This window comes from Psychrobacter luti (assembly GCF_014192115.1).
GTDB classification, from domain to species: Bacteria; Pseudomonadota; Gammaproteobacteria; order Pseudomonadales; family Moraxellaceae; genus Psychrobacter; species Psychrobacter luti.
Map to the genome: position 1 here is coordinate 585,739 of NZ_JACHXL010000001.1, position 24,494 is coordinate 610,232.

22 protein-coding genes are annotated in these 24,494 nt (G+C 42.9%); 16 read left to right on the forward strand and 6 right to left on the reverse strand.

Annotated features, from left to right (window positions below):
- Nucleotides 1-344: 344 nt before the first annotated feature.
- Together FHS24_RS02285 and pdxA are read right to left on the reverse strand one after the other, a co-directional pair.
- Nucleotides 345-1,319, reverse strand: coding sequence for a sterol desaturase family protein (locus tag FHS24_RS02285; RefSeq protein ID WP_183618385.1), 975 nt, complete (start codon nucleotides 1,317-1,319; stop codon nucleotides 345-347).
- 319 nt (nucleotides 1,320-1,638) lie between these two features.
- The gene (gene pdxA / locus FHS24_RS02290) at nucleotides 1,639-2,733 is read right to left on the reverse strand and encodes a 4-hydroxythreonine-4-phosphate dehydrogenase PdxA (protein ID WP_183618386.1); all 1,095 of its coding nucleotides are present in this window, start codon (nucleotides 2,731-2,733) and stop codon (nucleotides 1,639-1,641) included.
- Between the two features lie 348 nt (nucleotides 2,734-3,081).
- Between pdxA and dnaB the strand changes: the two genes are divergently transcribed.
- From dnaB to argF, 3 genes are all read left to right on the forward strand, one after another.
- Entirely contained in the window at nucleotides 3,082-4,485 is a 1,404-nt protein-coding gene (dnaB, locus tag FHS24_RS02295; protein ID WP_183618387.1) for a replicative DNA helicase, read from the forward strand.
- A gap of 206 nt (nucleotides 4,486-4,691) precedes the next feature.
- The gene (gene alr / locus FHS24_RS02300) at nucleotides 4,692-5,810 is read left to right on the forward strand and encodes an alanine racemase (RefSeq protein WP_183618388.1); all 1,119 of its coding nucleotides are present in this window, start codon (nucleotides 4,692-4,694) and stop codon (nucleotides 5,808-5,810) included.
- Between the two features lie 178 nt (nucleotides 5,811-5,988).
- Nucleotides 5,989-6,912, forward strand: a complete 924-nt coding sequence (gene argF / locus FHS24_RS02305) for an ornithine carbamoyltransferase (protein WP_183618390.1) — start codon at nucleotides 5,989-5,991, stop codon at nucleotides 6,910-6,912.
- 147 nt (nucleotides 6,913-7,059) lie between these two features.
- Here argF and rpiA read toward each other — a convergent pair whose 3' ends face one another.
- The gene (rpiA, locus tag FHS24_RS02310) at nucleotides 7,060-7,719 is read right to left on the reverse strand and encodes a ribose-5-phosphate isomerase RpiA (RefSeq protein WP_183618392.1); all 660 of its coding nucleotides are present in this window, start codon (nucleotides 7,717-7,719) and stop codon (nucleotides 7,060-7,062) included.
- A gap of 462 nt (nucleotides 7,720-8,181) precedes the next feature.
- Here rpiA and ilvA point away from each other — a divergent pair, with 462 nt between their 5' ends.
- The 8 genes from ilvA to FHS24_RS02350 all read left to right on the forward strand — a co-directional run bounded on the left by ilvA (nucleotide 8,182) and on the right by FHS24_RS02350 (nucleotide 15,268).
- Nucleotides 8,182-9,735 carry a threonine ammonia-lyase, biosynthetic gene (ilvA, locus tag FHS24_RS02315; RefSeq protein WP_183618394.1) on the forward strand — a complete coding sequence of 518 codons (1,554 nt, stop codon included), beginning with the start codon at nucleotides 8,182-8,184 and terminating at the stop codon, nucleotides 9,733-9,735.
- Nucleotides 9,736-9,815: 80 nt separating this feature from the next.
- On the forward strand, nucleotides 9,816-10,496 hold the full coding sequence (locus FHS24_RS02320) for an FMN-binding negative transcriptional regulator (protein WP_183618396.1): 681 nt from the start codon (nucleotides 9,816-9,818) through the stop codon (nucleotides 10,494-10,496).
- A gap of 121 nt (nucleotides 10,497-10,617) precedes the next feature.
- Entirely contained in the window at nucleotides 10,618-11,058 is a 441-nt protein-coding gene (locus FHS24_RS02325; protein ID WP_183618398.1) for an RNA-binding S4 domain-containing protein, read from the forward strand.
- A 275-nt stretch (nucleotides 11,059-11,333) separates the two neighbouring features.
- Entirely contained in the window at nucleotides 11,334-11,831 is a 498-nt protein-coding gene (locus FHS24_RS02330; protein ID WP_183618400.1) for a low molecular weight protein-tyrosine-phosphatase, read from the forward strand.
- Between the two features lie 151 nt (nucleotides 11,832-11,982).
- A complete protein-coding gene (gene murB / locus FHS24_RS02335) occupies nucleotides 11,983-13,131 on the forward strand; it encodes a UDP-N-acetylmuramate dehydrogenase (RefSeq protein ID WP_183618402.1) in 1,149 nt (382 codons plus the stop codon).
- Nucleotides 13,121-13,894 carry a YdcF family protein gene (locus FHS24_RS02340; protein ID WP_183618404.1) on the forward strand — a complete coding sequence of 258 codons (774 nt, stop codon included), beginning with the start codon at nucleotides 13,121-13,123 and terminating at the stop codon, nucleotides 13,892-13,894. Before murB ends, FHS24_RS02340 begins: the two co-directional genes overlap by 11 nt.
- A gap of 145 nt (nucleotides 13,895-14,039) precedes the next feature.
- Nucleotides 14,040-14,270, forward strand: a complete 231-nt coding sequence (gene ccoS / locus FHS24_RS02345; protein WP_183618406.1) for a cbb3-type cytochrome oxidase assembly protein CcoS — start codon at nucleotides 14,040-14,042, stop codon at nucleotides 14,268-14,270.
- A 164-nt stretch (nucleotides 14,271-14,434) separates the two neighbouring features.
- Complete coding sequence (locus FHS24_RS02350; RefSeq protein WP_183618408.1) at nucleotides 14,435-15,268, forward strand: sulfite exporter TauE/SafE family protein; 834 nt, start codon at nucleotides 14,435-14,437, stop codon at nucleotides 15,266-15,268.
- A gap of 126 nt (nucleotides 15,269-15,394) precedes the next feature.
- On the opposite strand, the gene FHS24_RS02355 is transcribed toward FHS24_RS02350, so the two are convergent.
- Nucleotides 15,395-16,549: a DEAD/DEAH box helicase gene (locus tag FHS24_RS02355; RefSeq protein WP_221185000.1), complete on the reverse strand. Its 1,155-nt coding sequence runs from the start codon at nucleotides 16,547-16,549 to the stop codon at nucleotides 15,395-15,397.
- Nucleotides 16,550-16,867: 318 nt separating this feature from the next.
- Nucleotides 16,868-17,083, reverse strand: a complete 216-nt coding sequence (locus FHS24_RS02360) for a cold-shock protein (RefSeq protein ID WP_011513806.1) — start codon at nucleotides 17,081-17,083, stop codon at nucleotides 16,868-16,870.
- Between the two features lie 512 nt (nucleotides 17,084-17,595).
- On the opposite strand from FHS24_RS02360, the gene aroQ reads away from it, so the two are divergent.
- Together aroQ and FHS24_RS02370 are read left to right on the forward strand one after the other, a co-directional pair.
- On the forward strand, nucleotides 17,596-18,171 hold the full coding sequence (aroQ, locus tag FHS24_RS02365) for a type II 3-dehydroquinate dehydratase (protein ID WP_183618410.1): 576 nt from the start codon (nucleotides 17,596-17,598) through the stop codon (nucleotides 18,169-18,171).
- 193 nt (nucleotides 18,172-18,364) lie between these two features.
- Entirely contained in the window at nucleotides 18,365-19,666 is a 1,302-nt protein-coding gene (locus FHS24_RS02370; RefSeq protein WP_183618412.1) for an ABC1 kinase family protein, read from the forward strand.
- A 52-nt stretch (nucleotides 19,667-19,718) separates the two neighbouring features.
- Here FHS24_RS02370 and FHS24_RS02375 read toward each other — a convergent pair whose 3' ends face one another.
- A complete protein-coding gene (locus FHS24_RS02375; protein ID WP_183618414.1) occupies nucleotides 19,719-20,549 on the reverse strand; it encodes an ion transporter in 831 nt (276 codons plus the stop codon).
- Nucleotides 20,550-20,909: 360 nt separating this feature from the next.
- Between FHS24_RS02375 and FHS24_RS02380 the strand changes: the two genes are divergently transcribed.
- From FHS24_RS02380 to feoB, 3 genes are all read left to right on the forward strand, one after another.
- The gene (locus FHS24_RS02380; protein ID WP_183618416.1) at nucleotides 20,910-21,659 is read left to right on the forward strand and encodes a YebC/PmpR family DNA-binding transcriptional regulator; all 750 of its coding nucleotides are present in this window, start codon (nucleotides 20,910-20,912) and stop codon (nucleotides 21,657-21,659) included.
- A gap of 231 nt (nucleotides 21,660-21,890) precedes the next feature.
- A complete protein-coding gene (locus FHS24_RS02385) occupies nucleotides 21,891-22,256 on the forward strand; it encodes a FeoA family protein (protein ID WP_183618418.1) in 366 nt (121 codons plus the stop codon).
- Nucleotides 22,257-22,357: 101 nt separating this feature from the next.
- Nucleotides 22,358-24,265: a ferrous iron transporter B gene (gene feoB / locus FHS24_RS02390; RefSeq protein ID WP_183618420.1), complete on the forward strand. Its 1,908-nt coding sequence runs from the start codon at nucleotides 22,358-22,360 to the stop codon at nucleotides 24,263-24,265.
- Nucleotides 24,266-24,494: the final 229 nt, after the last annotated feature.

The following is a 24,494-nucleotide window of genomic DNA, read 5'->3' on the forward strand; positions in this document are numbered from 1 at the left end:
TGTATTTTTGAGACGTTTTATTAGTAAACCACTCATACCTTAGCACAACCGACACATTGCTTTTTTTGTTCTTAAAACATTTGCTATAATATTGCTTCGGCTGTGTGCTAATAGTATTAACGTTTTAACTCGCTGAAATAGTCACGGTGTACTTCATGGTGTACCTGCCATACACATTCTATTTGTAATCGTTGCGCTATACATGCATCAAGCCGTCTAATCAAAATCTTCCAAGTTAGCATCTATAGATGTGATGACGTAGATCAGCAGCAACATTTCTTAAATAAGAGAAATCTCAATCATTAAGATTTCTCTTGTTCGACTTTCTGTTATGCCAATAAAACTCAAGCTGCGCTAGGCGGGCTAAACAAAACCTTTAACTTATTCTTAATACCTTTAGCGCGGAAAAATCTTTGCCACATGCGATAAAAAACATCAAATATTAGCTTGAAAATATTGTCATGACTCGCTTCACCCACTGCACCATACTTAACTGGATTGTTAACAGTATCCTCTTCCACGTAAGTACCGAACCAACGATCAAAGATTATGATAACGCCACCATAGTTTTGGTCAATATACTCATCATTAGCGCCATGATGAGCACGATGGTTAGAAGGGGTATCAAAAATATACTCTACCCATTTAGGAAATTTACCGACCGTTTCAGTATGGATAAAGAATTGATAGATCAGATCGAGTGCATAGAAGAAAAATACCCAAACAGGATGAACACCGAGCATCATAAGCGGTACAAAGAACAACCACCAACCAGTGACTGAATACAATAAACTCTGTCTCATAGCAGTAGATAAATTCATCTTATCATCAGAATGATGCAGTACATGCGCTGACCAGAACCAGTTGACCCTGTGTGAAGCACGATGGAACCAGTAATAGCTGAATTCAACAGCAATAAATATAGGGATAACCGTTAGCCAGGTCACTTCAATCGTGAAAAGACGGTATTGATATAGCCATAGACAGATTGGTAATACGATTAACGCTTGTACAATCAACTCAAACGTTAAATAAGAACCGCCCAAGCTAAAATTAGTAATGGTTCTTTTTAAGCTAAATGAATCACCGTTCCCACGCTTAGACTGATAGAACCATTCAGCCAAAAACAGTAGAAAAAATGGCCCGCCAACCAAAGGCAATAACCATTCCTGCCAATGCGAAGGTAAAACATTGCCTAACAGCGGTTGCAAAGATTCAGGAGCAATCTGCAAAATAGTCTGATTTAGAACGTCTTTGTAACCGTCTAAGGCTTGACCGTATTCACCTATATTTATCAGCTTATTATTGATATCTTCCATGAAAACCATCCCAAGATGTGATCTTATAATTTTTGATTATATAGATTTCTACACCTTGAATCATAAATTTATGTATTTATTAAATATAAAATACATAACTATAAGTTTCAATTAAGGATATGAGATACTATTACTTTTTGATATAGGGTATACCCCAACAAAACCAGTTCCTTTACCCTTCAAACCTATTAATAGACCACTCAAAAAAGACTGCTATGGTGGAACCACTTATAACAGACCCTGTTTGATGATTCATAAATAGCCGTTATTCACACCAAAGTTATCCAATACTGCGTGATAAACTTCGAATGCACCAGTTTTATACAAGAGGTCTATTAATAAGCGACTTATCTGCCATCTCATTGGCCATCAGTAATGCTTGGTATAAGCTGGTCGCACTTGCGCCACCACGCCCTGCCAAATCAAGCGCCGTACCATGGTCAACTGAGGTACGGATATACGGCAAACCCAAAGTAAGATTGACCGTATCGCCAAAGCCATGCGATTTTAGCACCGGTAAGCCTTGGTCATGATACATGGCAATCACCGCGTCACAGTTCGCTAAATGCCTGGGGGTAAATAAAGTATCCGCTGGCATCGCCTCTGATATATCGACGCCTGCATCGATAAACTCACGCAATACGGGATTGATAATCTCAATTTCCTCAACGCCCAAATGCCCGCCTTCGCCTGCATGTGGATTAAGACCGCAGACCAAAATACGCGGCTGCGTTAAGCCAAACTTCTCCCGCATATCATCAATGACAATTTGCACTGTTTGACGGACATTGTCAGCATTGATAGCAGCAGGTATGTCCTTTAACGCTAAATGCGTGGTGACAAGCGCAACTTTCATGGCTTGATTGGCGAGCATCATCACGACTTTATCACGGCCACTTTGCTGCATAAAAAACTCAGTATGACCGCTAAACATGGTGCCATCGAGTAATTTAATCTCAGCGTCTATCAGTGCTGATTTTTGCAATGGTCCTGTGACGATAGCAGCGACTGTTTTGTTGCTTGCTAACTGATGGGCGATGTCCAACTGCTTGGCAACCATCACTGAATTTCGAATATTAATTTGCCCGCAAACGACTGGTTCAGCACAAGGCGTGTTTAACAAAATAAACGCATTATCATTATTATGGTCATCAAGAGTTTGCTGCGACATCTGCTCTAAGAAGTTATTAGCCACAATGTCTAAATGGACAGTTTTCCAAAGTGGACAGCTTTGGAGCACGCCTGCTTTTACTAGCATATCAGCGCGCTTTTGCATCGCAGTGCTATCGGCAGTAACCCAGATTGGGCGGTTAAAATCTTGTAACTTACCTTCATCTGCTAATATGAGCACGACGTCCATCCCAATACCAGCAGGCTCACCAGTCGTGATTAATAATGGTAATTTTGTTTGCATAGTAAAATATCCTATTTTGATATTAAGTATATGATTTTATTTTATTTTTTATTATAAAGAGGCGTAGTTAAGATGCTCTGAAACGTCTTATTCTTTTTGTCATAGCATCTGGCATTTTTATAGATAGTTACTTATATCGGCCGAAAAAATTGCATAATGTGTTAAACTTTCGCCTTTCATTGTAGCATTTACTAGCAAGCGCTGAGACCACCTTTTGCTACTTCCCTCGTAGGGATGTAGCACGCTTGCTTGGCTGTATCACTCCTAAAATAAATACTGATAGTAAATAGCTATTTATAGTTTCTTATATACTTAATTTTATACCGACTTTTGACACATTAGGCACCCATGGCAGACAACGAAAAAACCGACGAATTACTCAATCAGACACCGCCGCACAATATCGATATTGAGAAGGCTTTACTGGCGTCTTTGATGAGTATCGAAGAGGCATACGATAAGATTGCAGATATCGTCACTAAAGACGATTTTTATGCGGGGCGACATCAGTATATTTTTGACGCTATTGCGCATTTGGCAGCGGTCAACGAGCCTTATGATACAGTTATGGTACATGACTGGTTAGAAGCACAAAAACTGCTTAAAGGTGCCGGTGGCGACAGCTACTTAGCCGATATTTTAAGCCAAAGCCCTGCCACCTTGTTTAACCTCACCGCTTATGCACAGCGCGTACGCGAGTTATCGACCTTACGCCAGCTGATTACTACTGGCAATGACATGCTGACTCTTGCCTATAACCCCAAAGACCAAACAGTAAGCGACATTTTAGACAATGTCGAAGCAAAAATATTTAGTATTAATGAGCAACATAATAAACGCGCAGAACAGCGTGGGCCTGTTGGCATTACCTCGGTATTGACCAATGTCATTGATAAAATCCAAGAGCTAAAATCCAACCCCGATGGCATGATTGGTTTGCAAACGCCGTTTGTTGAGCTAAACAATAAAACCCAAGGTTTACAAGCGGGGGATTTAATTATTGTAGCGGCGCGTCCTTCTATGGGTAAAACCACCTTTGCTATGAACTTAGCAGAAGGTGTTTTATTTAACGAAGATTTACCCGTAGTGGTGTTCTCGATGGAAATGCCCGCAGAATCTATCGTCATGCGTTTGCTGTCCTCATGGGGCGCGATTAATCAGACGCACTTGCGTTCTGGACAAATGAACGAAGATGAATGGGCAAAAATGATGAACGCCATTCAGCATCTGCAGTCTAAACACTTATATATTGATGACAGTACTGCCCTGCCGCCCTCTGAGCTGCGTTCGCGCTGCCGCCGTATCGCCAAAAACCATGATGGCAAGCTTGGCGCTATCATTGTCGATTATCTGCAGCTGATGAAAGTACCTAATCTTGATGGTAACCGTGTTGGAGAAATCTCTGAGATTTCTCGTAGCTTAAAAGCCTTGGCTCGTGAGCTTGAATGTCCGGTTATCGCCTTATCACAGCTTAACCGTAGTCTGGAGAACCGTCCTAATAAGCGTCCTATTATGTCGGATTTACGTGAATCAGGTGCGATTGAGCAGGATGCCGATTTGATTATGTTTATTTACCGCGATGAGGTTTATAATGAAAACTCAGACCACAAAGGCGTGGCTGAAATCATTATTGGTAAACAGCGTAACGGTCCTATCGGCACTATACGCTTGGGCTTTGAAGGTCAATTTACCCGCTTTATCAACCTGACGCCAGAATACTATCAAAACGTCAGCTTTGAAAATGATGAGTAATAAGCTTAGTAAATAATCAGCTGGATAAATAATAAATTAAACGAACGTTACGCTTAATCAGCAACTAGCCATAAAACTAGCCAGTGCGTCATCAACCCAATTGATGACGCACTGGCTTTATTGCTTTATCACATTCCTAATAACACCGTTTTTTTAATGAAATCGTCTTACTAATAAAAATAACTTTGCTAATAGAGAAGGCCATTATGCGCACTATCACAATCAAACCAGCAGCCATCACTCATAACTTGGCTCAAGTTAAAAAACTGGCACCAAAGTCCAAAGTCCTTGCTATGGTCAAAGCCAATGCCTATGGTCATGGCGTGGCAGCTGTCCTGCCAGCATTACAACAAGCCGAACCACAGGCAGATGGTATCGGCGTCGCAACCTTGATAGAAGCACTAGAAGCCCGTCAATTGGGTTGGGATAAAACCATTGGTCTAATCGAAGGCGCCTTTACTAAAGATGAATGGCAGCTGGCGATTGAGCATGATATTAGCTGCGTGATTCATCATGAGCCACAATTAACGTGGGCATTAGAAAATACCCCATCTACAAATAGCGCGACCCGTGTGGTTTGGCTTAAGTACAATACAGGCATGAACCGCTTAGGCTTTAATGACCAAACCCTTATTCCAGCAGCTAAACGTCTGCATGAAGCGGGTTATCAGCTTATTCTAACCACCCACTTTGCTAATGCCGATGACCGTACTCACCCTCTAAACACCATTCAGATTCAGCGTTTTAACGACATGCTGCACATCCTAAAAGAAACGGTTAGCAGCGATGTACAAGGCTCCTTGTGCAACTCAGCGGGTATCGTCAATTTTCCAAAATATCACCACGACTGGGTGCGTCCGGGCATCATGCTCTACGGGAGTACGCCGGTTATTGATAAAAGTGCGTGTGATTTGGACTTACAGCCAGCGATGGAGTTTAGCGCACAGATTATCGCCTTACAAACAGTCAACGCCGGCGATGGTATTGGTTATGGCAGCCGCTGGACCGCGATGCAGAATACCAAAACGGCTTTGGTCAGTATCGGGTATGGCGACGGCTATCCACGGGTGGTGAGTGATAACACCTATGTCTCTGTTATTGATGCCATAAACCATCATAGCTATCCATGCGCAGTAGTCGGACGAGTGGCAATGGATATGATTGTCATTGATGTCAGTGCCGTACCAGAAAGCGTGGCTTTAAATAGTCAGGTTATACTTTGGGGTGACGCGCCGCATGTCGATGAAGTCGCTGCTCACGCTGATACCATTAGCTATGAGTTACTATGCCGCCTAAGCGCTCGCCCGACTCGGACAATAGCATAGTCGATAAAAATTAATGTGATGACTGTTTGCGAGACTGATAAACATGGCAAATTGGACATTTACATTAAGCCCAATTGCGCTATACTAAAAGTTTGTTGTCACCCCAGTATGCGCACTGACGCGATGCTATTGAAGAATGATAACGTTTCATTGACTGCGATCGACTGCTAGGATTACTATGAGTTTGCGCCATTTTTTGACCCTATCTGATTTAACCAAACAAGAACTAGAAAACCTAATCAAACGCGCGAGCGAACTGCGTAAGATGCAACATGCTGGCGAGATATATCAGCCCTTTGTGGGTCGTACGCTTGGCATGATATTTGAAAAATCATCCACCCGTACGCGTATCTCATTTGAGACTGGCATGGGTCAGTTTGGCGGTAATGCTATCTTTTTATCGCCAAATGATACCCAGTTGGGGCGCGGTGAGCCGCTAGAAGATTCCGCTCGTGTCATCTCCAGCATGGTCGATATCATCATGATTCGTACCTTTGGGCACGAAAAGGTTGAGACCTTTGCCGAATACTCAAGCGTTCCGATTATCAACGCGCTCACTGATGAATTTCATCCATGCCAGCTACTTGCTGATATGCAGACTTATTATGAGCATCGCGGTAGTATCGAAAATAAAATCGTCACTTGGGTCGGTGATGGCAACAATATGTGCGCCTCCTACATGCAAGCGGCCAATCAGTTTGGTTTTGAGCTACGTGTAGCAGCCCCGTATGGGTTTGAGCCTGACCCTGAGCTGATGAAACGCTTTTCACATTGCGTGAGTATTGTTGAAAACGTACAAGAAGCCGCGAAAGATTCAAACTTAATTGTCACCGATGTATGGGCAAGTATGGGACAAGAGTCTGAACAAAATACTCGTGCGCGCCGTTTCGCTTCTTATCAAGTCACGCCGTCACTACTTGATAAAGCAGATCCTGAAGTGGTCTTTATGCATTGCTTGCCTGCGCACCGCGGCGAAGAAATTTCTCATGATATGCTAGATGACCCACGCTCTGTCGTTTGGCATGAAGCCGAAAATCGCTTACATGCGCAAAAAGCCTTGATGGAGTTTTTATTAAAAGATAAAATCAAGCTGCCTGCCTAAAAACAGGCTGCTAAAGAATATAACGTGAAATACTTATATACTAGTAGGTATAAGAATAGAACGTAAAAAAAGGCAGAGCCCATTTATAGCGCTCTGCCTTTTTATTATTTACGGCTTTATTTATTGATAAACTATAGCATTAATAAATTAACGCATTAAAGTCGTCACGCCATTACTGCCCGCTTTTAATAATACATCAGCTTGATTGGCAGCAAAGATACCATTACAGACCACACCAACGATATTGTTTAATTGCTGCTCTAGCGCTAGCGGGTTACTGACATCTAAGTCATAGGTATCTAAAATGACATTGCCATAATCAGTGACAAAATCTTCACGATATACTGGCTCACCGCCCAAACGGGCTAATTGCCTAGCTACATACGAGCGCGCTTGTGGAAGCACTTCTATCGGTACTGGAAATTCGCGGCCCAACCATTCCACGCTTTTGCTTTCATCAACCATGCAGACAAATTTGTTTGAGGCTGCAGCAACAATTTTCTCACGTGTCAGTGCGCCGCCGCCACCTTTAATCAATTGCAAATGCTCATTTACCTCATCAGCACCATCAATATACACATCAAGCTGACCAGCAAAGTTTAAATCGACGATTTCGATACCAAGGGCACGAAGCTTATCTTCGGTGACCTGTGAGCTTGCAACCGCGCCAGCAAGCCTTAATGTCGGCAACAATTCAATCAAACAGTTAACCGTACTGCCCGTCCCGACCCCAAGTATCATGTCATCTTCGATATAGCTTAGGGCAGCTTTGGCTGCAGCTTGCTTTTGTGCTTGCTGATCACTCATCATAAATCCTTGGAAAAATAAACGTCTCACTCTAAAAGAGCTAAAATGATAAAAGAGGTAAAATGCGCACTTATTATAACCGATGGCTTTATGCGATGTTAGCGTAAAACCTATTCTAAATACTCATTCCCCAATCTTATTGCTCATACTTACTTGAATGTATTGATGGCTTGGCTAATATCGTTTGACTGAGATTGTGTGATTCAAATTTTACGATCATATGTCTGTTATGATTTAGCTTTCAATATTTAACACTCATAAAAAATTAAAACCTAAAAGTCATGATAAAAAACTCCCTATAAAATTTGCAATTGTGTCTTGCAAGATAGTCAAAATCAGCATAGGCTAATCTATTTCGTTTTTAGGCTAATCTATACGGGTTTATAGCTGATAATTTATAAACACTGAATTGATAGCCATTTGCACCTCTTTTATTCATCTTCACTCAATTTAGGAATCATTATGCTGTCACACTGGGTACGAGCCATCCTGCAAGCCACCGTCTATGACGTTGCTATTCAAACACCACTTGAATCGGCACCCAAGCTGACCCAACGTTTTGCTAATGATATTCGATTTAAGCGTGAAGATTTACAGCCAGTAAAATCCTTTAAATTACGCGGCGCTTATAACCGTATTAGCCAACTGAGCGATGCGCAAAAAGCGCGCGGCGTCATTTGTGCCTCAGCCGGCAACCATGCCCAAGGCGTTGCTTATTCTGCCCGTAAGCTTGCGCTCAATAACATCATCGTAATGCCAACCACCACACCCGATATCAAAGTAGATGCTGTCAGAGCACTGGGCGGCAATGTCGACTTATATGGTGATAGCTTTGATGAAGCCAACCGTTATGCAATCAATCGTGCTGAGACCGAAGGCCTAACCTTTATCCCTCCTTATGACGATGAGTTAGTTATCGCTGGACAAGGCACTATCGGACTTGAGCTGACCCAGCAGTGGCGTAATATGGATTATGTGTTCGTTGCGGTTGGCGGCGGCGGGCTTATCTCTGGGGTTGCAGCCTTTCTAGGTGAGGTCGCGCCGCATGTCAAAGTCATCGCCGTAGAAGCGGAACAATCAGCCTCCCTCAAAGCAGCGCTTGAAGCAAATGAGCGGGTCAAGCTGAAACAAGTCGGATTGTTCGTCGATGGTGTCGCAGTCGCCCAAATTGGCGAGCTCCCTTTCGATATTGTCCGTATGCAAAAAAGTGATAAATCAGGCCCATTGGTCGAGCCCGAAGTGGTCACTTGTACCAATGATGAAGTCTGTGCCGCGGTCAAAGATATCTTTGAAGAAAACCGTAGCATTGTTGAACCTGCTGGCGCATTACCCGTTGCGGGCATGAAAAAATATATCGAAGCCAACAACTTACAAGGTAAAAATTGCGTCAGCATCATCTGCGGTGCCAATATGAACTTTGACCGCTTGCGTTATATCGCTGAGCGTACTGAAATTGGTGAGAAAAAAGAAGCCATCTTTGGCGTGACAATTCCTGAGCAAACGGGTGCCTTCTTAAACTTCTGTCGTAGCTTGCATGGACGTAATATCACCGAGTTTAACTACCGTGCTGATAGCAAAAAATCACCAGACTCGATGGAGCCTGCGGCAATTTTTGTCGGTATCGCTCTAAAAGAAGGCGACAAAGAGCGTCAAACCATCAGCAAGCAATTGGCAGACGATGGTTATACGGCACACGACTTAACCGATGATGATATCGCCAAATCACATATCCGTTATTTGATCGGTGGTCATGCGCATGTCGAAAACGAGCAATTATTCAACGTAGTGTTCCCTGAACGCCCGGGCGCATTGCTGACTTTCTTAGAAAAACTTGGCGACGACTTTAATATCACCTTATTCCATTATCGCAATCATGGCGCTGCTGAAGGTCGCGTGCTGGTCGGCGTGCAAGCCTCTGAGGGTAACTCTCGCCAGCTGCAAGATGCGCTTCTTGATATCGGCTACGACTGCACTATGCTCAATGACAACATTGGTTATCAGTTGTTTTTAAAATAGGTTTTTATAAGCAACGATGATGACGCATTGTGAGCGGCTTATTTGACTAGAATTGGTCGCTTACTCATATTGAGAGTACTATGCATATCCCTGCTGTTTTTACCGAAGACAATTTTGATAACATCATTGAATTTATCGCCATTAATCCGTTAGCGACCTTAGTTGCCCAAACTAAAGATGGCATCGAAGCTTGTCATATACCGCTGTTTTGGCATAACGACCATGCTAAATTCAATGCAGATGTTGGCTCTGACTCTGCTTCTAATAAGTCACAAGGCTATCTTTATGGTCATTTTGGTCGTAAAAATCCTATTTACCAAGATGCTTTAACAAATAGTTCATGGTTAATCATTTTTCAAGATTCCGGACATTACATCAGCCCCAATTGGTATCCTAGTAAAGCAAAAACCCATAAAGAAGTACCAACATGGAATTATCAAAGCATCCATATTCAGTCTGAAATCGAGATGCTGGAAGACACCGGTACGCTGAAATGGATATTAGCAACCATGACTGCACAGCAAGAGATGATATCCGATAACCCTTGGTCACTAAATGACGCGCCATCTGCTTATATCGATGCCATGTGTCGCGGTATTATTGGCTTTAGATTGCCTATCGATTCTATACAAGCTCAGTTTAAATTGAGCCAGAATAAAACCGTCGAAAATATTAATGGTGTGATAAACGGTTTAGCGGAGTTAAAAACAAACGATGCTGCAGAAATGGCTACGAAAGTTGCTAATCAGAACATTGGCTAATTTCATTCTTCCGTATTCATCATAAAAACCTATTTTGAAATACTTTAATCGCTCACCGCTCTTTTAATCAGAAAAAACACCACCATTATTATCTTACGTTATTGATATCCATGAGGTTTTGATGAGTAAACACAATAAAAACCACGATCAGCCCGGACATAGCCAACCAGATGCCGTGCGTATGCGTCTTGATAAATGGTTATGGGCCGCCCGATTTTATCGCACCCGCAACCTTGCCAAAGAAGCCATCGAAAGCGGACGCGTCCATTATGCCGGGAGCCGCGTCAAAACCAGTAAAGAGATTGCTGTCGGAGATGAACTCAGTATTCGCCAAGGCTCAGCCACTGCGATGACTGAGAAAACAGTGATTGTTGAAGCGCTAAGCGCACAACGTGGTAATGCGGCCACCGCCGAAGTATTATATTCAGAAACCGAGGAAAGCGAAGAGCGCCGCGCTTATTACGCTGAGCAGCGCAAACTTGCCAACCTTGCCCGTCCAGATAATAAACCCAATAAGAAAGAACGTCGTGATTTACAACGCTTCAAACACAACCAAGACTAAGGTTATTATTCACTTTTATACGGCAACATCTTTAGCCCTAATAGGTTTTAACTATGAATAGTATTCATCAAGAGGGTTAGTACAGACTATTAGGGTCGGCAGCTTTTTACTATTACTGCTTAGTGTGACCACATTGTCTTACCTCTGCCCTTGCCATTCAACACATTAACCGTTACGCTGACAGCTAATTAATTTACTCGATAACATGCTAATAAACCGCATTAACCATGCTGGTCTTGATAGCATGTTTTTTTGTTGTGATAAAAGGTTTTTATATGCCAATCAAAGCGTCTACTCCCTCCTCCGTTCTATTGGTTTGTTTGGGAAATATTTGTCGTTCACCGACCGCCGAAGAGATCTTTCGCCAGCAAGCAGCCATTGCAGGGCTAGCGATGAAAGTGGATTCAGCAGGGACTGGGGACTGGCATATTGGTCATGCACCTGATGTGCGGGCACAGCGCCATGCTAAAGCTCATGGTTATAACATCAGTAAGCTGGTTGCCCGTCAAGTAAGCGCTGATGACTTTCGCAAGTTTGATTTAATATTGGCGATGGATGCGCAAAACCTAGCCGACCTACAAGTTATCAAAGACAGCATCAGCGACACAGATGGCAAGCTTGCCAAACTGGCACTATTTAGTGAAGAAGATCCAACCTATAGCGGCGACGATGTACCAGATCCTTATCAAGGTGATAGCGATGCTTTTGAAGAAGTCATTGAACGTATTGAGTCAAGCGCCCAAGCTTGGATTGAAAGTTGGAAGACTGCTTAGTAATGCTTAACGGCATTTAAGGTTTAGTAGTGATTAATAACGCTTAATAGTGCTTAGCAATAAAGCGCCATATTTCTGCTCCTTTTATGCCGTGCATCCTTTATAATAAACACCGCATGATTTCTTGTTTATTTGCCATATAGGCTATGTTATGACCTCAGCTTTACGCCATGATTCCAGCGCTCAACCTACGACATCGACCAGTCTTGCAGTGAATGTACCACAGGCTAAATCGGTCGATTTGTCCCATAGCAATACTATGGCATTGGCATGTGTGGCAGATGTGGTCATGACGCTCACCGATGAGGCGCAACTTGATGCCTTTATGGCAAATTACGTAAAAGATGCAGAACCTACTAAATCATTATTCGTGCTCTCTGGCGGTAGCAATGTTCTATTGCCGGCGTACTTGAATGCTATCGTTTTACGTCCACAGATGCGCGGTATTACTATGACGGCGCAAACAGACCGTTATGTCGATATCGAAGTGATGGCAGGTGAAAATTGGCATGACTTGGTACTGCATACAGTGGCTCAAGGTTGGTATGGACTTGAAAATCTGGCATTGATACCGGGTTTGACCGGTGCAGCGCCGGTACAGAATATCGGCGCTTACGGTGTGCAATTAGAAGACTGCTTAGAGTACGTACGTGCTTATCATCTGCCTAGCCAAACTTGGCATCATCTAACAGCGGCAGACTGCCAGTTTGGCTATCGCGACAGTCTCTTTAAGCGTGCGCCTAATACTTGGCTTATCACTCGTGTGGGCTTTCGTTTGCATACTGATGCCAGCAAAATCCTTGCCAGCTATGGCGCTGTTCAGACGGTCGCGCAGCACTATGCAGAGCAGCAAGGGCGCACGCAGCCTGTACCTTCTGATGTCATGCAAGCAATTATAGATATTCGTCAGCAAAAACTGCCTGACCCTAAACAGCTCCCTAACTGTGGCAGTTTTTTTCAGAACCCTGTTATTTCTCAAGCGCAATTTATAGCGCTACAATCAGCTCACCCTACCATCGTTGGCTATCCCATGCCGAATGCCATGAACAAGGTGGCGGCAGGTTGGTTGATTGAACAGTCTGGGCTAAAAGGTGGCGGTCTCGCTCCGATTATGACCCATCAACAGCAAGCCTTAGTACTGACCAATCACAGCCCTTATCAAGCGACCCAAGCAGATGTGGCAAAAGCCCAATGCTATATTTCTGATATTGTCTATGAGAAATATGGCATTGAATTGGCGCGCGAGCCGGTTTGGGTAAATACTGACGGCTCTATTGGATTTGATGAGCATGTGGTCTAAACGATCATGGTCTAAGCGCTTATGGCGCTCTTACTTGCGTTCCGCTGAGCGTATGATAAAGCTGTTTCGTATTATTAATGCCACCTTTTTACTGGGTTCAACGGCGGTTATTCTCGTTATTATCAGTTTATTCACCCCGCTATTTTCGCAAGCGGTGATTTATCTCTTAGCCCAATTACCGTTACCAAAGATGCCGTCTGCAGCCATGAGCTCTCCGCCGACCGCGTATGTGGTATTAGGCGGTGGTCTGACCAATGACAATAACAATCAAATCATCCTAAATAGTTATAGCCTCAACCGCGCTCGTACAGCAGCAACCGCCTATCACGACTTACCGCTGCCTATCGTGCTCAGTGGTGCTGAAGCGCCTTGGCTTGGTCAGTGGCTTATCGAACATGGTATTGATGGGCTAATCAGCGAAAACGCCAGTATGAATACCTGTGAAAATGCGCGTTTCACTGCTAAACGTATTCCTCTACATCATGTATACCTTATCACTGATAGCTATCATATGGCGCGTGCTCGCAGACAGTTTGCCTTAAACGGTATTAATAGCACGGCGATTAATGCTCCTTTACCGGTGCGGCGTGACTGGATGGAGCCCGCGCAAAACTTAAGTCATTCGCGGCGGGCGGTTTATGAAGTCGCCGCCTACTTGCGCGATGTTATACGCCCACAGGCAAACTGTCGAAAAGCCAGTGATGTAACCTCTCAGCAACTATTAACCCCTAGAGGTAATGCTGCCAAGACGCCTACTGAATAAAGCGCATCTTGCATTTTCTAACTCTAGCATCATCACATTGTTATTATTGCCCATTATCCACTGTCTCACTTTGAATGTTTATACAGCATTTATAACACTTGCAACAAGTGTATAATATAAGAAACTGCTATTGAAGAGGTTTGCCATGCTCAGTATATTTTTATTAATTCCCTTAAGTTTAATGCTGTTCGTGGTCGCCATCTGGGCAATACGTTACGCGGTCAAATCAAACCAGTTCGACGACTTAGATAATGCTTCACAGCGCATTATCTTAGATGACCGTCAAGAACGTCGGCAAACGATTCAAGCTCATAAGCTTGATGACAATATACCGGAAGCTAATGACACGCCGTCGTCTGACAAAACTGATGATTGAATCGTGATCGTGCAGATATCGTATCGATTAAACCAATAGATATAAATAAAATTCAAAAATACAACCTTCCTCATCTCATTTATACGTGACTACCTCATCACTTTTTCATCTTATAAAATGATGACAGTAGGTTCACGCTTTACTATTTTTAGGAGAGACTCCCCATGACCACAGCTCTACTTGTTGCGGCATTGCTAATGGGTTTTTTTGGTTCACCGCATTGCTTAGGTATGTGTGGCGGCTTAGTCACCGCCTTTGGTCTATCCATGAAAGATGTCAGCCCTGCCAAGCGCCGTGCGTTGGTAGCCACCTATCATTTCGGTCGCCTGACCAGCTATGCGTTTTTGGGTTTGGTTGCAGGATTGATAGGCACAGCCGTATTACAGCCATTGATGCAAGGCAATAGCACACCGCGTATTTTACTTGGTTTGGTATTGGTATTTGTAGGCGTAACCATGCTCGGTGCACCATTTTTAAACAAGCTCGAACGCTTCGGCATGCGATTTTGGCAATACCTAAGCCCTATTCGTCAAAAAGTATTCCCACTCAACACCTTTCCGCGTGCTTTATCTGCCGGTCTTCTATGGGGATTCTTACCTTGCGGCTTAGTCTATGGCGCTCTATTAATCGCTGTGGTCGCGCACAACCCACTCAGTGGTGCTGCTTTGATGTTCGTCTTTGGCTTAGGAACCGTACCAATGCTGGTCGCGACTCACGAAACCGTCGGCTGGTTACGGGATAAAATTGGACGTTTTCGTTTAAGACAGCTCAATGGTGCTGTGATGGTATTATCTGGTTTAGCCGTCGTTTTTGTGCCTATCGCCATGTCCAGCATGCATGGAGACCATGGTGGTGGTCATAGCATGAACATGCAGCATGGTGAGCATACTATGATGATGAATGACACAGGTAATACCACCGACCACGATATGAGCCAGATGGACCATAGTATGCACAATATGAATGATGACTCAGCAGATATGGAACATCATCACTAACTAATTGCTGTTTAATACTCCTTTAAATTGATGGCATCTAAAAACAGACGTATAAAAAAGCCCTTAATCATTCATTAAGGGCTTTTTACTGTTTAAATGCTCTAGAACTTAATTAAAAAAATTCTATTAAGGCTGCCACTGCTCAAGGCTAAACTTGGTATCTAAATGCTTTTCTAATGCTGGGATGTTAAAGGCATCATCTTCACTCACAAAGCTAATACTGATACCGGTTTGTCCCGCGCGTCCTGTACGACCAATACGGTGTACGTAATCATCTGGCTGATCTGGCAAGGTATAATTAATCACATGGCTGACATCATCCACATGAATACCACGTCCTGCTACATCGGTTGCGACCAAAACAGAAGCGTGACCATCTTTAAAGCGTTGCAGATATTTTTCACGCTTTTGCTGAATCACATCACCTGACAACATGACAATTTTATGTCCCTGACGCAGTTTATGATACAAGCGCTTAACCTGATCTTTACGGTTGGCAAAAATAATCACCTTCTCTACTGTACTATCAGTGATAATACGTTCGACCGCTGCTAGTTTTTGATCTTCGGTCAATAAGTAAAAATGCTGATCGACCAGTTCACTGGTCTTATGCTCAGGTTCAATCTCCACAAACTCTGGTTCATGCAACCAACGATAAGCGAGATTCATCACATCTTGGTTAAAGGTGGCAGAAAAAAGTAAACTTTGACGATCGGTATTTGGCGGCATGCGACCGACCAAACGCTTAATATCTGGGATAAAACCCATGTCCAGCATACGATCGGCTTCATCTAACACCAACACTTCAACTCGATCTAGATAGACCATGCCTTTATGCATCAAGTCAATCAAGCGGCCAGGCGTGGCAATTAAGATATCCACATATTGGCGCTCAAGCTCATGCTGCTGGGTTTCATAATTGGTACCGCCCATGATGCAAACGCTATGCAATGAGGTGTATTTGGTAAGAGCAATACAATCATCAAATATTTGCTGAGCAAGCTCACGCGTTGGCGCCATAACAACGGCACGTGGCTCTCCTAAATAACGTTCTTCATCAGCAGCAAAAGGACGCTTTAATAACGCTTCCATAATGGTCAATAAAAACGTTGCCGTCTTGCCAGTACCGGTTTGTGCCTGTCCGATAGCGTCTTGATTTGCCAATGTATGCGGTAATATCTGTGCTTGAATGGGCGTCAATTCAGTAAAACCTAAATCACTGACGGCACGTAAGGTGGGGCTTGATAACGGCAAATCCGTAAACGTCTTAAAAGTACTCAAAAAAATATCCTTGTGTGTGAATCGCTTGTCTATTATTAATAAATAAACGCTTAAATAAATAAAGGCTCATGATAAGCATTGGTTTTATAGTGCCAATATCTATTGTGATTAAGAGCCACTACTAAAAAACCATAGTCCGTAATCTCTAATCAGGCGATCTATAAAACTCATAAGCATAAAAAAGCCAAGCCCAACGCCTAAACTTACCAAATATGCTGCGTTCAACTCAACATAGGTAAGACAAGACGGGCTTGACCCAGTAGTATATCAGTAGTTTGTACAGACATTATAGCTGAACGGCGCTAATGACTGTAGCGATTACTCTTCTACTTTTCTGACTTCTTCAGCTTGCAGGCCTTTATCGCCTTCTACCACACTGAACTCAACCTTTTCGCCATCTTTTAGAGAGCGATAACCATCACCTTGGATTGCGCGGAAATGGACAAAAATATCTTCGCCGCTATCACGTTGAATGAAACCAAAGCCTTTTGAGTCATTAAACCACTTAACGATACCTTGCTCACGAGCTGACATAATATTACTTCCTAAAAAGTCACTTAACCCCAAATTCCTTTGCGAGATTGCATATAAACGGGGTTTAAGATTATGAAATCAAAATGTAAGAGTACTACTCTACATACCATCATCTGAACATAAAGCGTGTTATCACCTTCTTTATGATGCAGCGTATAGTAAAATTACTATGGTCAGTGTAAGTTCACATTAAAACTGCTTTAAGCGCTTTAATATTTGGCTTAACTGACATTAGCAACAAATAGGTAATATTTGTTGCGTAAAAAATATCATAGCACGGGTTTTTAGCAACATAAAGACTTTTAACATGATTTTTAGCCCCTAGTATAATTTTTCATGTTATTTTTTATCACACGGCTGCCAAGCTGTTATCATGAAATGATAAGGGCTTGTCTATTCGTATAGTTTTACTCTTGAGACTTAGCAGCATAGTTATCTTATACGACCCTACTATTACTGACCCATAGCGATACTTATAAATACAATACCACTTCATAACGATAGAGACTATTATGACCACTCCTTCTCAGTCAACAGTAACTGATAAACCCTCTAATCAAGAACACCTTGTAAGTTCAAACAACATAAGTTCAAACAACATAAGTGCAAACGACAAAACGCATAAGCTATTACTTATCAATGGTGTGAATTTAAATTTATTGGGTAAACGTGAGCCTGAGATTTACGGTCATACGACGCTTGCTGATATTGAAAAAGATTTGGTCGCGCGTGCAGCTAAATATGGTATTGAGTTGATTTGCATCCAATCGAACCATGAAGGCAAGCTTGTCGATGAGATTCAACATTATGGGCTGTTAGCAGAGCCAGCAGCACAAGTAGATGCGATTATTATCAATCCTGCTGCCTTTACTCATACCTCAGTTGCAATACGTGATGCACTATCGGCGACGCAAAAACCTTTTATAGAAGTGCATTTATCCAATGTCCACGCCCGTGAATCATTCCGGCAGCATTCTTATTTCAGTGATATAGCCGTCGGCGTCATTTGCGGCTTAGGTCATTTAGGCTATCAGATGGCATTAGATTACTGGTTAACTCATACTTATGATTTGAAATTAGACAGCTAATGATTTATCACTTAATACTTGTTATTGAAACCTTACTTATTAACCAATAAAAAACCGTCATACTGCAAGCCCAATCGAAGTAGCAATTATATTGCTTTTGGCACATTTTTTGGCACACTAGTCAAACAGCAATCCTTTGCTTAAAATAATAACATTAGGGCTTAGTAAATAAACCCACTATATGGTGACATGAATGGCAAAATCGTCCGGAAAACGCTTTATGAAACTCGCTGGCATGACCGCCAGTATTGCCGGCAAAGCCGCGAAAAACTCATTTAAGCATCTCTCAAGTGACGAAGAAAAACGTCTACAAGCGCGCTCAGAGTTGATGCAAGACGTCGGTATTCAGATAGCCGAGACGCTTGGCGAAATGAAAGGCGCGGTGATGAAAGTGGGTCAAATCGCCTCGCAATATAAAGATGTGTTTCCACCTGAAGTTGCCACGGCTTTAGAGAAGCTGCAAAAAGATGCACCGCCGATGCCTTATGCCCAGATACGTGCTCAAGTTGAACGTGAGCTTAACGCACCGGTTGCTGAATTATTCACTGAATTTGATGAAGCACCATTTGCTGCCGCATCGATAGGGCAAGTGCATAGAGCCGTTTTGCCATCTGGACGAAGGGTGGTGGTAAAAGTTCAATATCCTGATGTTGATGAAAACTGTGATAGTGATCTTAAGCAAGTACGCATGGCGCTAAAAATAGCCGGCGTGCTCAATATGAGCAAACAATTACAAGAGCAGCTATTTCACGAGATTCGCCAAAGCTTGCACGATGAGCTCGATTATATTAAAGAGGCGCACAATCTCCAGGTATTTGGGGCGTTTCATGCAGACGACGACGGCCTTATTATTCCTAAAGTAATCGGTAGCCATTCATCCAGACGGATTTTGACCTTAACCGAAGAGATGGGTGAAACGCTCACAGTCGCCGCGACGTGGGATAATGCCATTAAACAAAAAATTGCTGAGCGTCTGTTTCATTTTAGTGCAGGACAGCTATTTGGTTTATACCGCATGCACTGTGACCCACACCCCGGCAACTTTGCTTTTCGCACTGATGGCAGCGTGGTCGCTTATGATTTTGGCGGTATTCGCAGTTATAGCGATAGCGAAGTACAATTATTTCGCCGTTTTGCCAAGCATGCTTTAAAAGGTGATGTGACTGCGCTTGAGCAAGATTTAATCGCCCTTGATATTCGCCGTGATGACGAGAAAGTTGTACCAGGTGAATTTTATCAGAAATGGCTAGAGATTGGCCTCAAACCTTTATCCATAAAGCCCTATCAAGAAGCTGCTTTTGATTTCGGTAGCAGCCAAACCCATCATGAAGCCATCGCCCAAATGCGTACTTCTTTAAAGTATTTTGGCCAGTTTCAGCCATCAGCGACGACGATGATGCTTGACCGTACGATTTCGGGTCAGTATTGGAATTTGGTCAATCTAGGAGTGGTGATAGATTTATCACCACTGGTTGCTGAATATATAGACTATTAAAACTCAGAAGCCTAATAATTTTAAAAAGCCATATAAACAGGGTTAATAAACACTAAATATGCAGGGCATGACCGCAGCGATCACAGAAGTCTGCTCCTACAGCGTGTCCGAATTTTCCACAGTTTGGGCAGGCGATAGGATTCAGCTGTGGACGCATATTACGCGCCAGCTCAGCCGTAAAAATACCCGTTGGCACGGCAATAATCGCGTAACCGGTAATCATGACCATAGATGCAATCGCTTGTCCGATAGGGGTTTTTGGTGACATATCGCCATAGCCGGTGGTAGTAACGGTTACTACCGCCCAATAAATAGAGATTGGAATACTGGTAAAACCATTTTCCGGCCCTTCTACCACATAAACCACTGAGCCAAAAATAGTCACAAGCAATACTAAGGATAAGAAAAACACCGTGATTTTCTGTTGGCTGGTTTTAAGCGCTGAGGCAAGAAAGCCCGCTTGCTGCATATAAGTGTTGAGCTTGAGCACGCGAAATATACGCAAGATGCGCAGTATGCGAATCACGAGTAAATACTGTACACCACCAAATATTAAGCTTAAATAGCTTGGCAATACCGACAATAAATCCACTATCCCAAAGAAGCTAAAGACATAACGAAAGCGATTGGGCGCTGAAAATAGTCTTAGAAGATATTCGATGGTAAACAAAATGGTAAAAAACCATTCTGCATAGCGAAATATGGTGCCATATTGCAAACGCATGTACAGCACACTATCTAGCATCACTACGCCGACACTGGCCAAAATCGCAATCAGCAATACGATATCAAACAGCTTACCCAAACGGGTATCCGTGCCTTCGATAATAATATGAATGCGGTTACGCAAATGAGTAATGGCTTCGGCGGTTGGTTGCTTCATAGAGTCAATAAAGTCACAAGATCAATGGTTATATAAAACCGAACGTTTTAGGCTGGCATGGACAAGCTAAGGTTGGTCAAAATGCGCTAAAGTGGTTTATAATATTGCAAATATTGTTGCTATCGACCGTTATCGTCAGAATTGACAATAGGTCAAAAGATAGAAAATAGCAGTGTAGCAAAAAAGCGCACCAAACGACATACAAATCGTTAACTGGCTGATAGGTCTATTACACTGGATTAACAGCACAATCATATAATAAGACTACCTCCCCTAGGTATAAAAAGTTGTTACTGATGTATAGTCTTAACAACTTTTTTATCCGCACTATAAATAACACGTAAAACTTAAGGATGTCATATGGCAGGCCATTCAAAATGGGCAAATATCAAACACCGTAAAGCCCGTCAGGATGCGGTAAAAGGCAAAGTATTTACTAAAATTATTCGTGAAATTGTTTCTGCTGCCAAGCAAGGTGACCCCGATCCTAATAAAAACCCACGCTTGCGTGCCGTTATTGAAAAAGCGCTGTCGGTCAATATGACGCGGGATACCATCAATCGAGCAGTTGCTCGTGGTACAGGCGGCGATGACAATGATAATATGGATGAAGTCAGCTATGAAGGCTATGGCATCGGTGGCGTCGCAGTATTGGTAGAAACCTTGACTGATAACCTTAACCGTACGGTCAGTGAAGTGCGTCATGCTTTTACCAAAAACGAAGGCAATCTTGGCACCTCAGGCTCAGTGGCTTATCTATTTACCAAGCGCGGCGAAATCACCTTCAACGATATCAGCTTAGAGGAAGAAGTCATGCTGACAGCCTTAGACGCTGGGGCACTTGATATCGAAAACGACGGCGAGTCACTACTTGTCATCACTGAATGGGAAAGCTTTGGTCAAGTCAAAGATGCACTCAATGCAGCAGGCCTTGTCTCTGACAATGCTGAAGTGACTATGTCACCATCTACCAGCGCTGAAATAGACAACGTTGAAGATGCCGAAAAAGTCATAAAGATGATCGATATGCTAGAAGATATTGACGATGTGCAAGAAGTCTATAGTAATGTGACTTTTTCAGATGAGGTCATGGCTCAACTTGAGCAGTAGCGTACTTTATTCTAATCTGGCTTAGCCGTAAAGAGCTGTCTCAGATCTGGTTGGTATGCGTCAATAGCTTAATTATTAGCATCAAAATATGAGAACCAGACAGTTTTATACTGTCTGGTTTTTTCATTTCAATCACCCGCCTGCAGTATTGTATTTTTTCTAATCGAGGAATATAATCGGATTCAATAGTAACAATTATCATTAACATATAAGAACGGATAAGGACTCTTTATGAGCACGACTCTTTCACCCTCCTATCCTACCCCTGCTGCTGCTAATATCAACACTCTTAATGCCAATGCTGCAAATAATACCAATGCTGAAAATCTGTGCTCCTTACTCGATTTGGCTAAATATCAAACCGCTATTATTGATGAGATTATCACTAATGACCGCTTTGGTGATATCGATGGCGTCATTAGTCAAAGACTCAAAGATTTGGGCTTTCTGCCTAACACCAGCATTCATATTGTTGCCAAAGGTCTATTTGGAAAACCGCCTTATGCGGTACAACTTAGTACAGGCGCACAGTTTAGCTTACGTGCCGATGAGTTAATAAAAATCAGATGCCTCGCTATCACTATAGACTCAAGATAAGTCTTCGGTTCAATTTAATGAATTGCTCCTAAGCCAATGCATTAAGGCTGTTGTATAACCTTGATGACTTATAAATTGATAAATAAGCGATGTCCGAATAAATGCCAAGTACGCAAATACAAGCTGTAACTAGCCCTATCAATCTTGCCTTAGTTGGCGCCCCTAATTGTGGTAAAACAGCCACCTTTAATGTAATGACAGGGTCTAAAGCGAAAGTGGCAAATTATTCTGGCGTTACCGTCGATAAACGCACTGCAACTATGCTTGGATACTCTGCTGTCAATATTGTAGATTTGCCCGGCACATATAGCTTAAAAACCACCAGTCTTGATGAAGAAGTCACTCGCAAAGTGCTCTTCGGTCAGATGCCAGGTGAGCCGATACCTGATGGCATTATCTTCGTTGCCGATGCGACCAACTTGCGCATGTCACTACGTATGTTACTGGAGCTCAAAAGCTTAGGTTTGCCAATCATGGTCGCCCTCAATCTTAGCGATGTGGCCGAGAGTCGGGGTTTAGTGGTTGATGAGGTTATATTATCAGAGGAACTGGGCGTTCCTGTTGTTAAGACGGTTGCCATCAAACGTCAAGGCTGCGAGCAGTTGCTGACTTTAGCCAATGAGTTTATTGACCATATCGATAACAAAGCTCAACCCGTACGTTTTTTTCATGGGGATAATCATGTCAATACCGATGCACAAGCTATGTATCAAAAGGCGGATGACATTCTGAGCCGAGCGGTGATAAAGTCACAACGTTTGCCAAAATGGCATGAACGCATAGATTATTTGGCATTGCACCCTGTAATCGGGGTCATTATCCTATTAGTGATTCTTTTTATTATCTTTCAAGCCGTCTATGCGTGGGCAGAGCCCCTTATGCTAGGCATTGAATGGTTGGTCGCGAGTATTGGAGCGCTATTAGTCGAATGGCTACCGGATGGCATATTACAAAGCCTTCTCGTCAATGGCGTCGTGGCTGGGGTCGGTAGCGTCGTGGTATTTGTACCGCAAATTACCTTGCTATTTTTATTCTTATTAATGCTTGAAGACTCAGGCTATCTACCTCGTGCCGCTTTTTTATTAGACAACTTATTGGCTAAAGTGGGGCTATCTGGACGCTCATTTATTCCCTTACTATCAGGTTTTGCTTGTACGGTACCAGCGGTTATGTCAACTCGCACTATCCCCAACCATAAAGAACGTTTTGTGGCGATTGCTGTTTTGCCCATGCTGACGTGTTCGGCGCGTTTACCAATTTATGCCCTGATTATTGCGGCGGTGATACCCAATCAAACTGTCCTAGGTATTTTCAACTTGCAGGGTGTGACTTTATTTATATTGTATATCGCGGGTATTTGTTCGGCGGCGTTTGTATCTTGGTTATTTAAACGCTTTCATAGCACAGAATCGAAAGCGGCGGCATTTCCATTATTGATGGAGCTTCCCACTTATCGTCTGCCTAATATCAAACATATTGCCAGTGAACTTTGGGACAAGGTTAGCGCCTTTTTAATGAGAGCGGGCACAGTGATTTTTGCGCTTACGGTTGTATTATGGGTCTTGGTCACTTTCCCAGCAGCGCCTATTGGAGCTACGAATCCAGCGATTGATTATAGCTTTGCTGGCATGCTCGGGCATGTTATCGAGCCAGTTTTTGCGCCCATTGGTTTTACCTGGCAGATGTGTATTGCTTTGATTCCGGGTCTAGCTGCCAGAGAGGTAGTCATTGCGGCGCTTGGCACAGTATATGCGGTAGGTAGTGTTGGCGACGAGGCCATCAATCAAACGCTTATCCCTATCATTCATACTCAATGGGGACTGGCCACTGCGTTTTCATTTTTGGCATTTTATGTTTATGCGCCGATGTGTTTGGCCACGCTGGCGGTTATTCGCCGCGAAACCAAGTCTTTGAAACAAACTGCAGCCATAGCTGGTTATCTGTTTATATTGGCTTATTTAATGGCGTGGCTAACCTATCGGGTGACAGGGCAAATTTTTGGATTTTAAATTTTGGAGGTATGATGATGAGTACATTCTTAGAGTATTTATTGGTATTTATAATAGTTGTTTTATCTTTTTATTATGTATGGACCAAGGTAATTTTCAAAAAGTCGCAAGATTGCAACGGCTGTGGTAAATGTTCTAAATAGCCAAATGTTATTTAGAAGTTCTAGTGTCTGCTTATTGATAAAGGCCTATTCTAAACGCGAAAAGGCCAAACGTTTTCTGTGTTTGG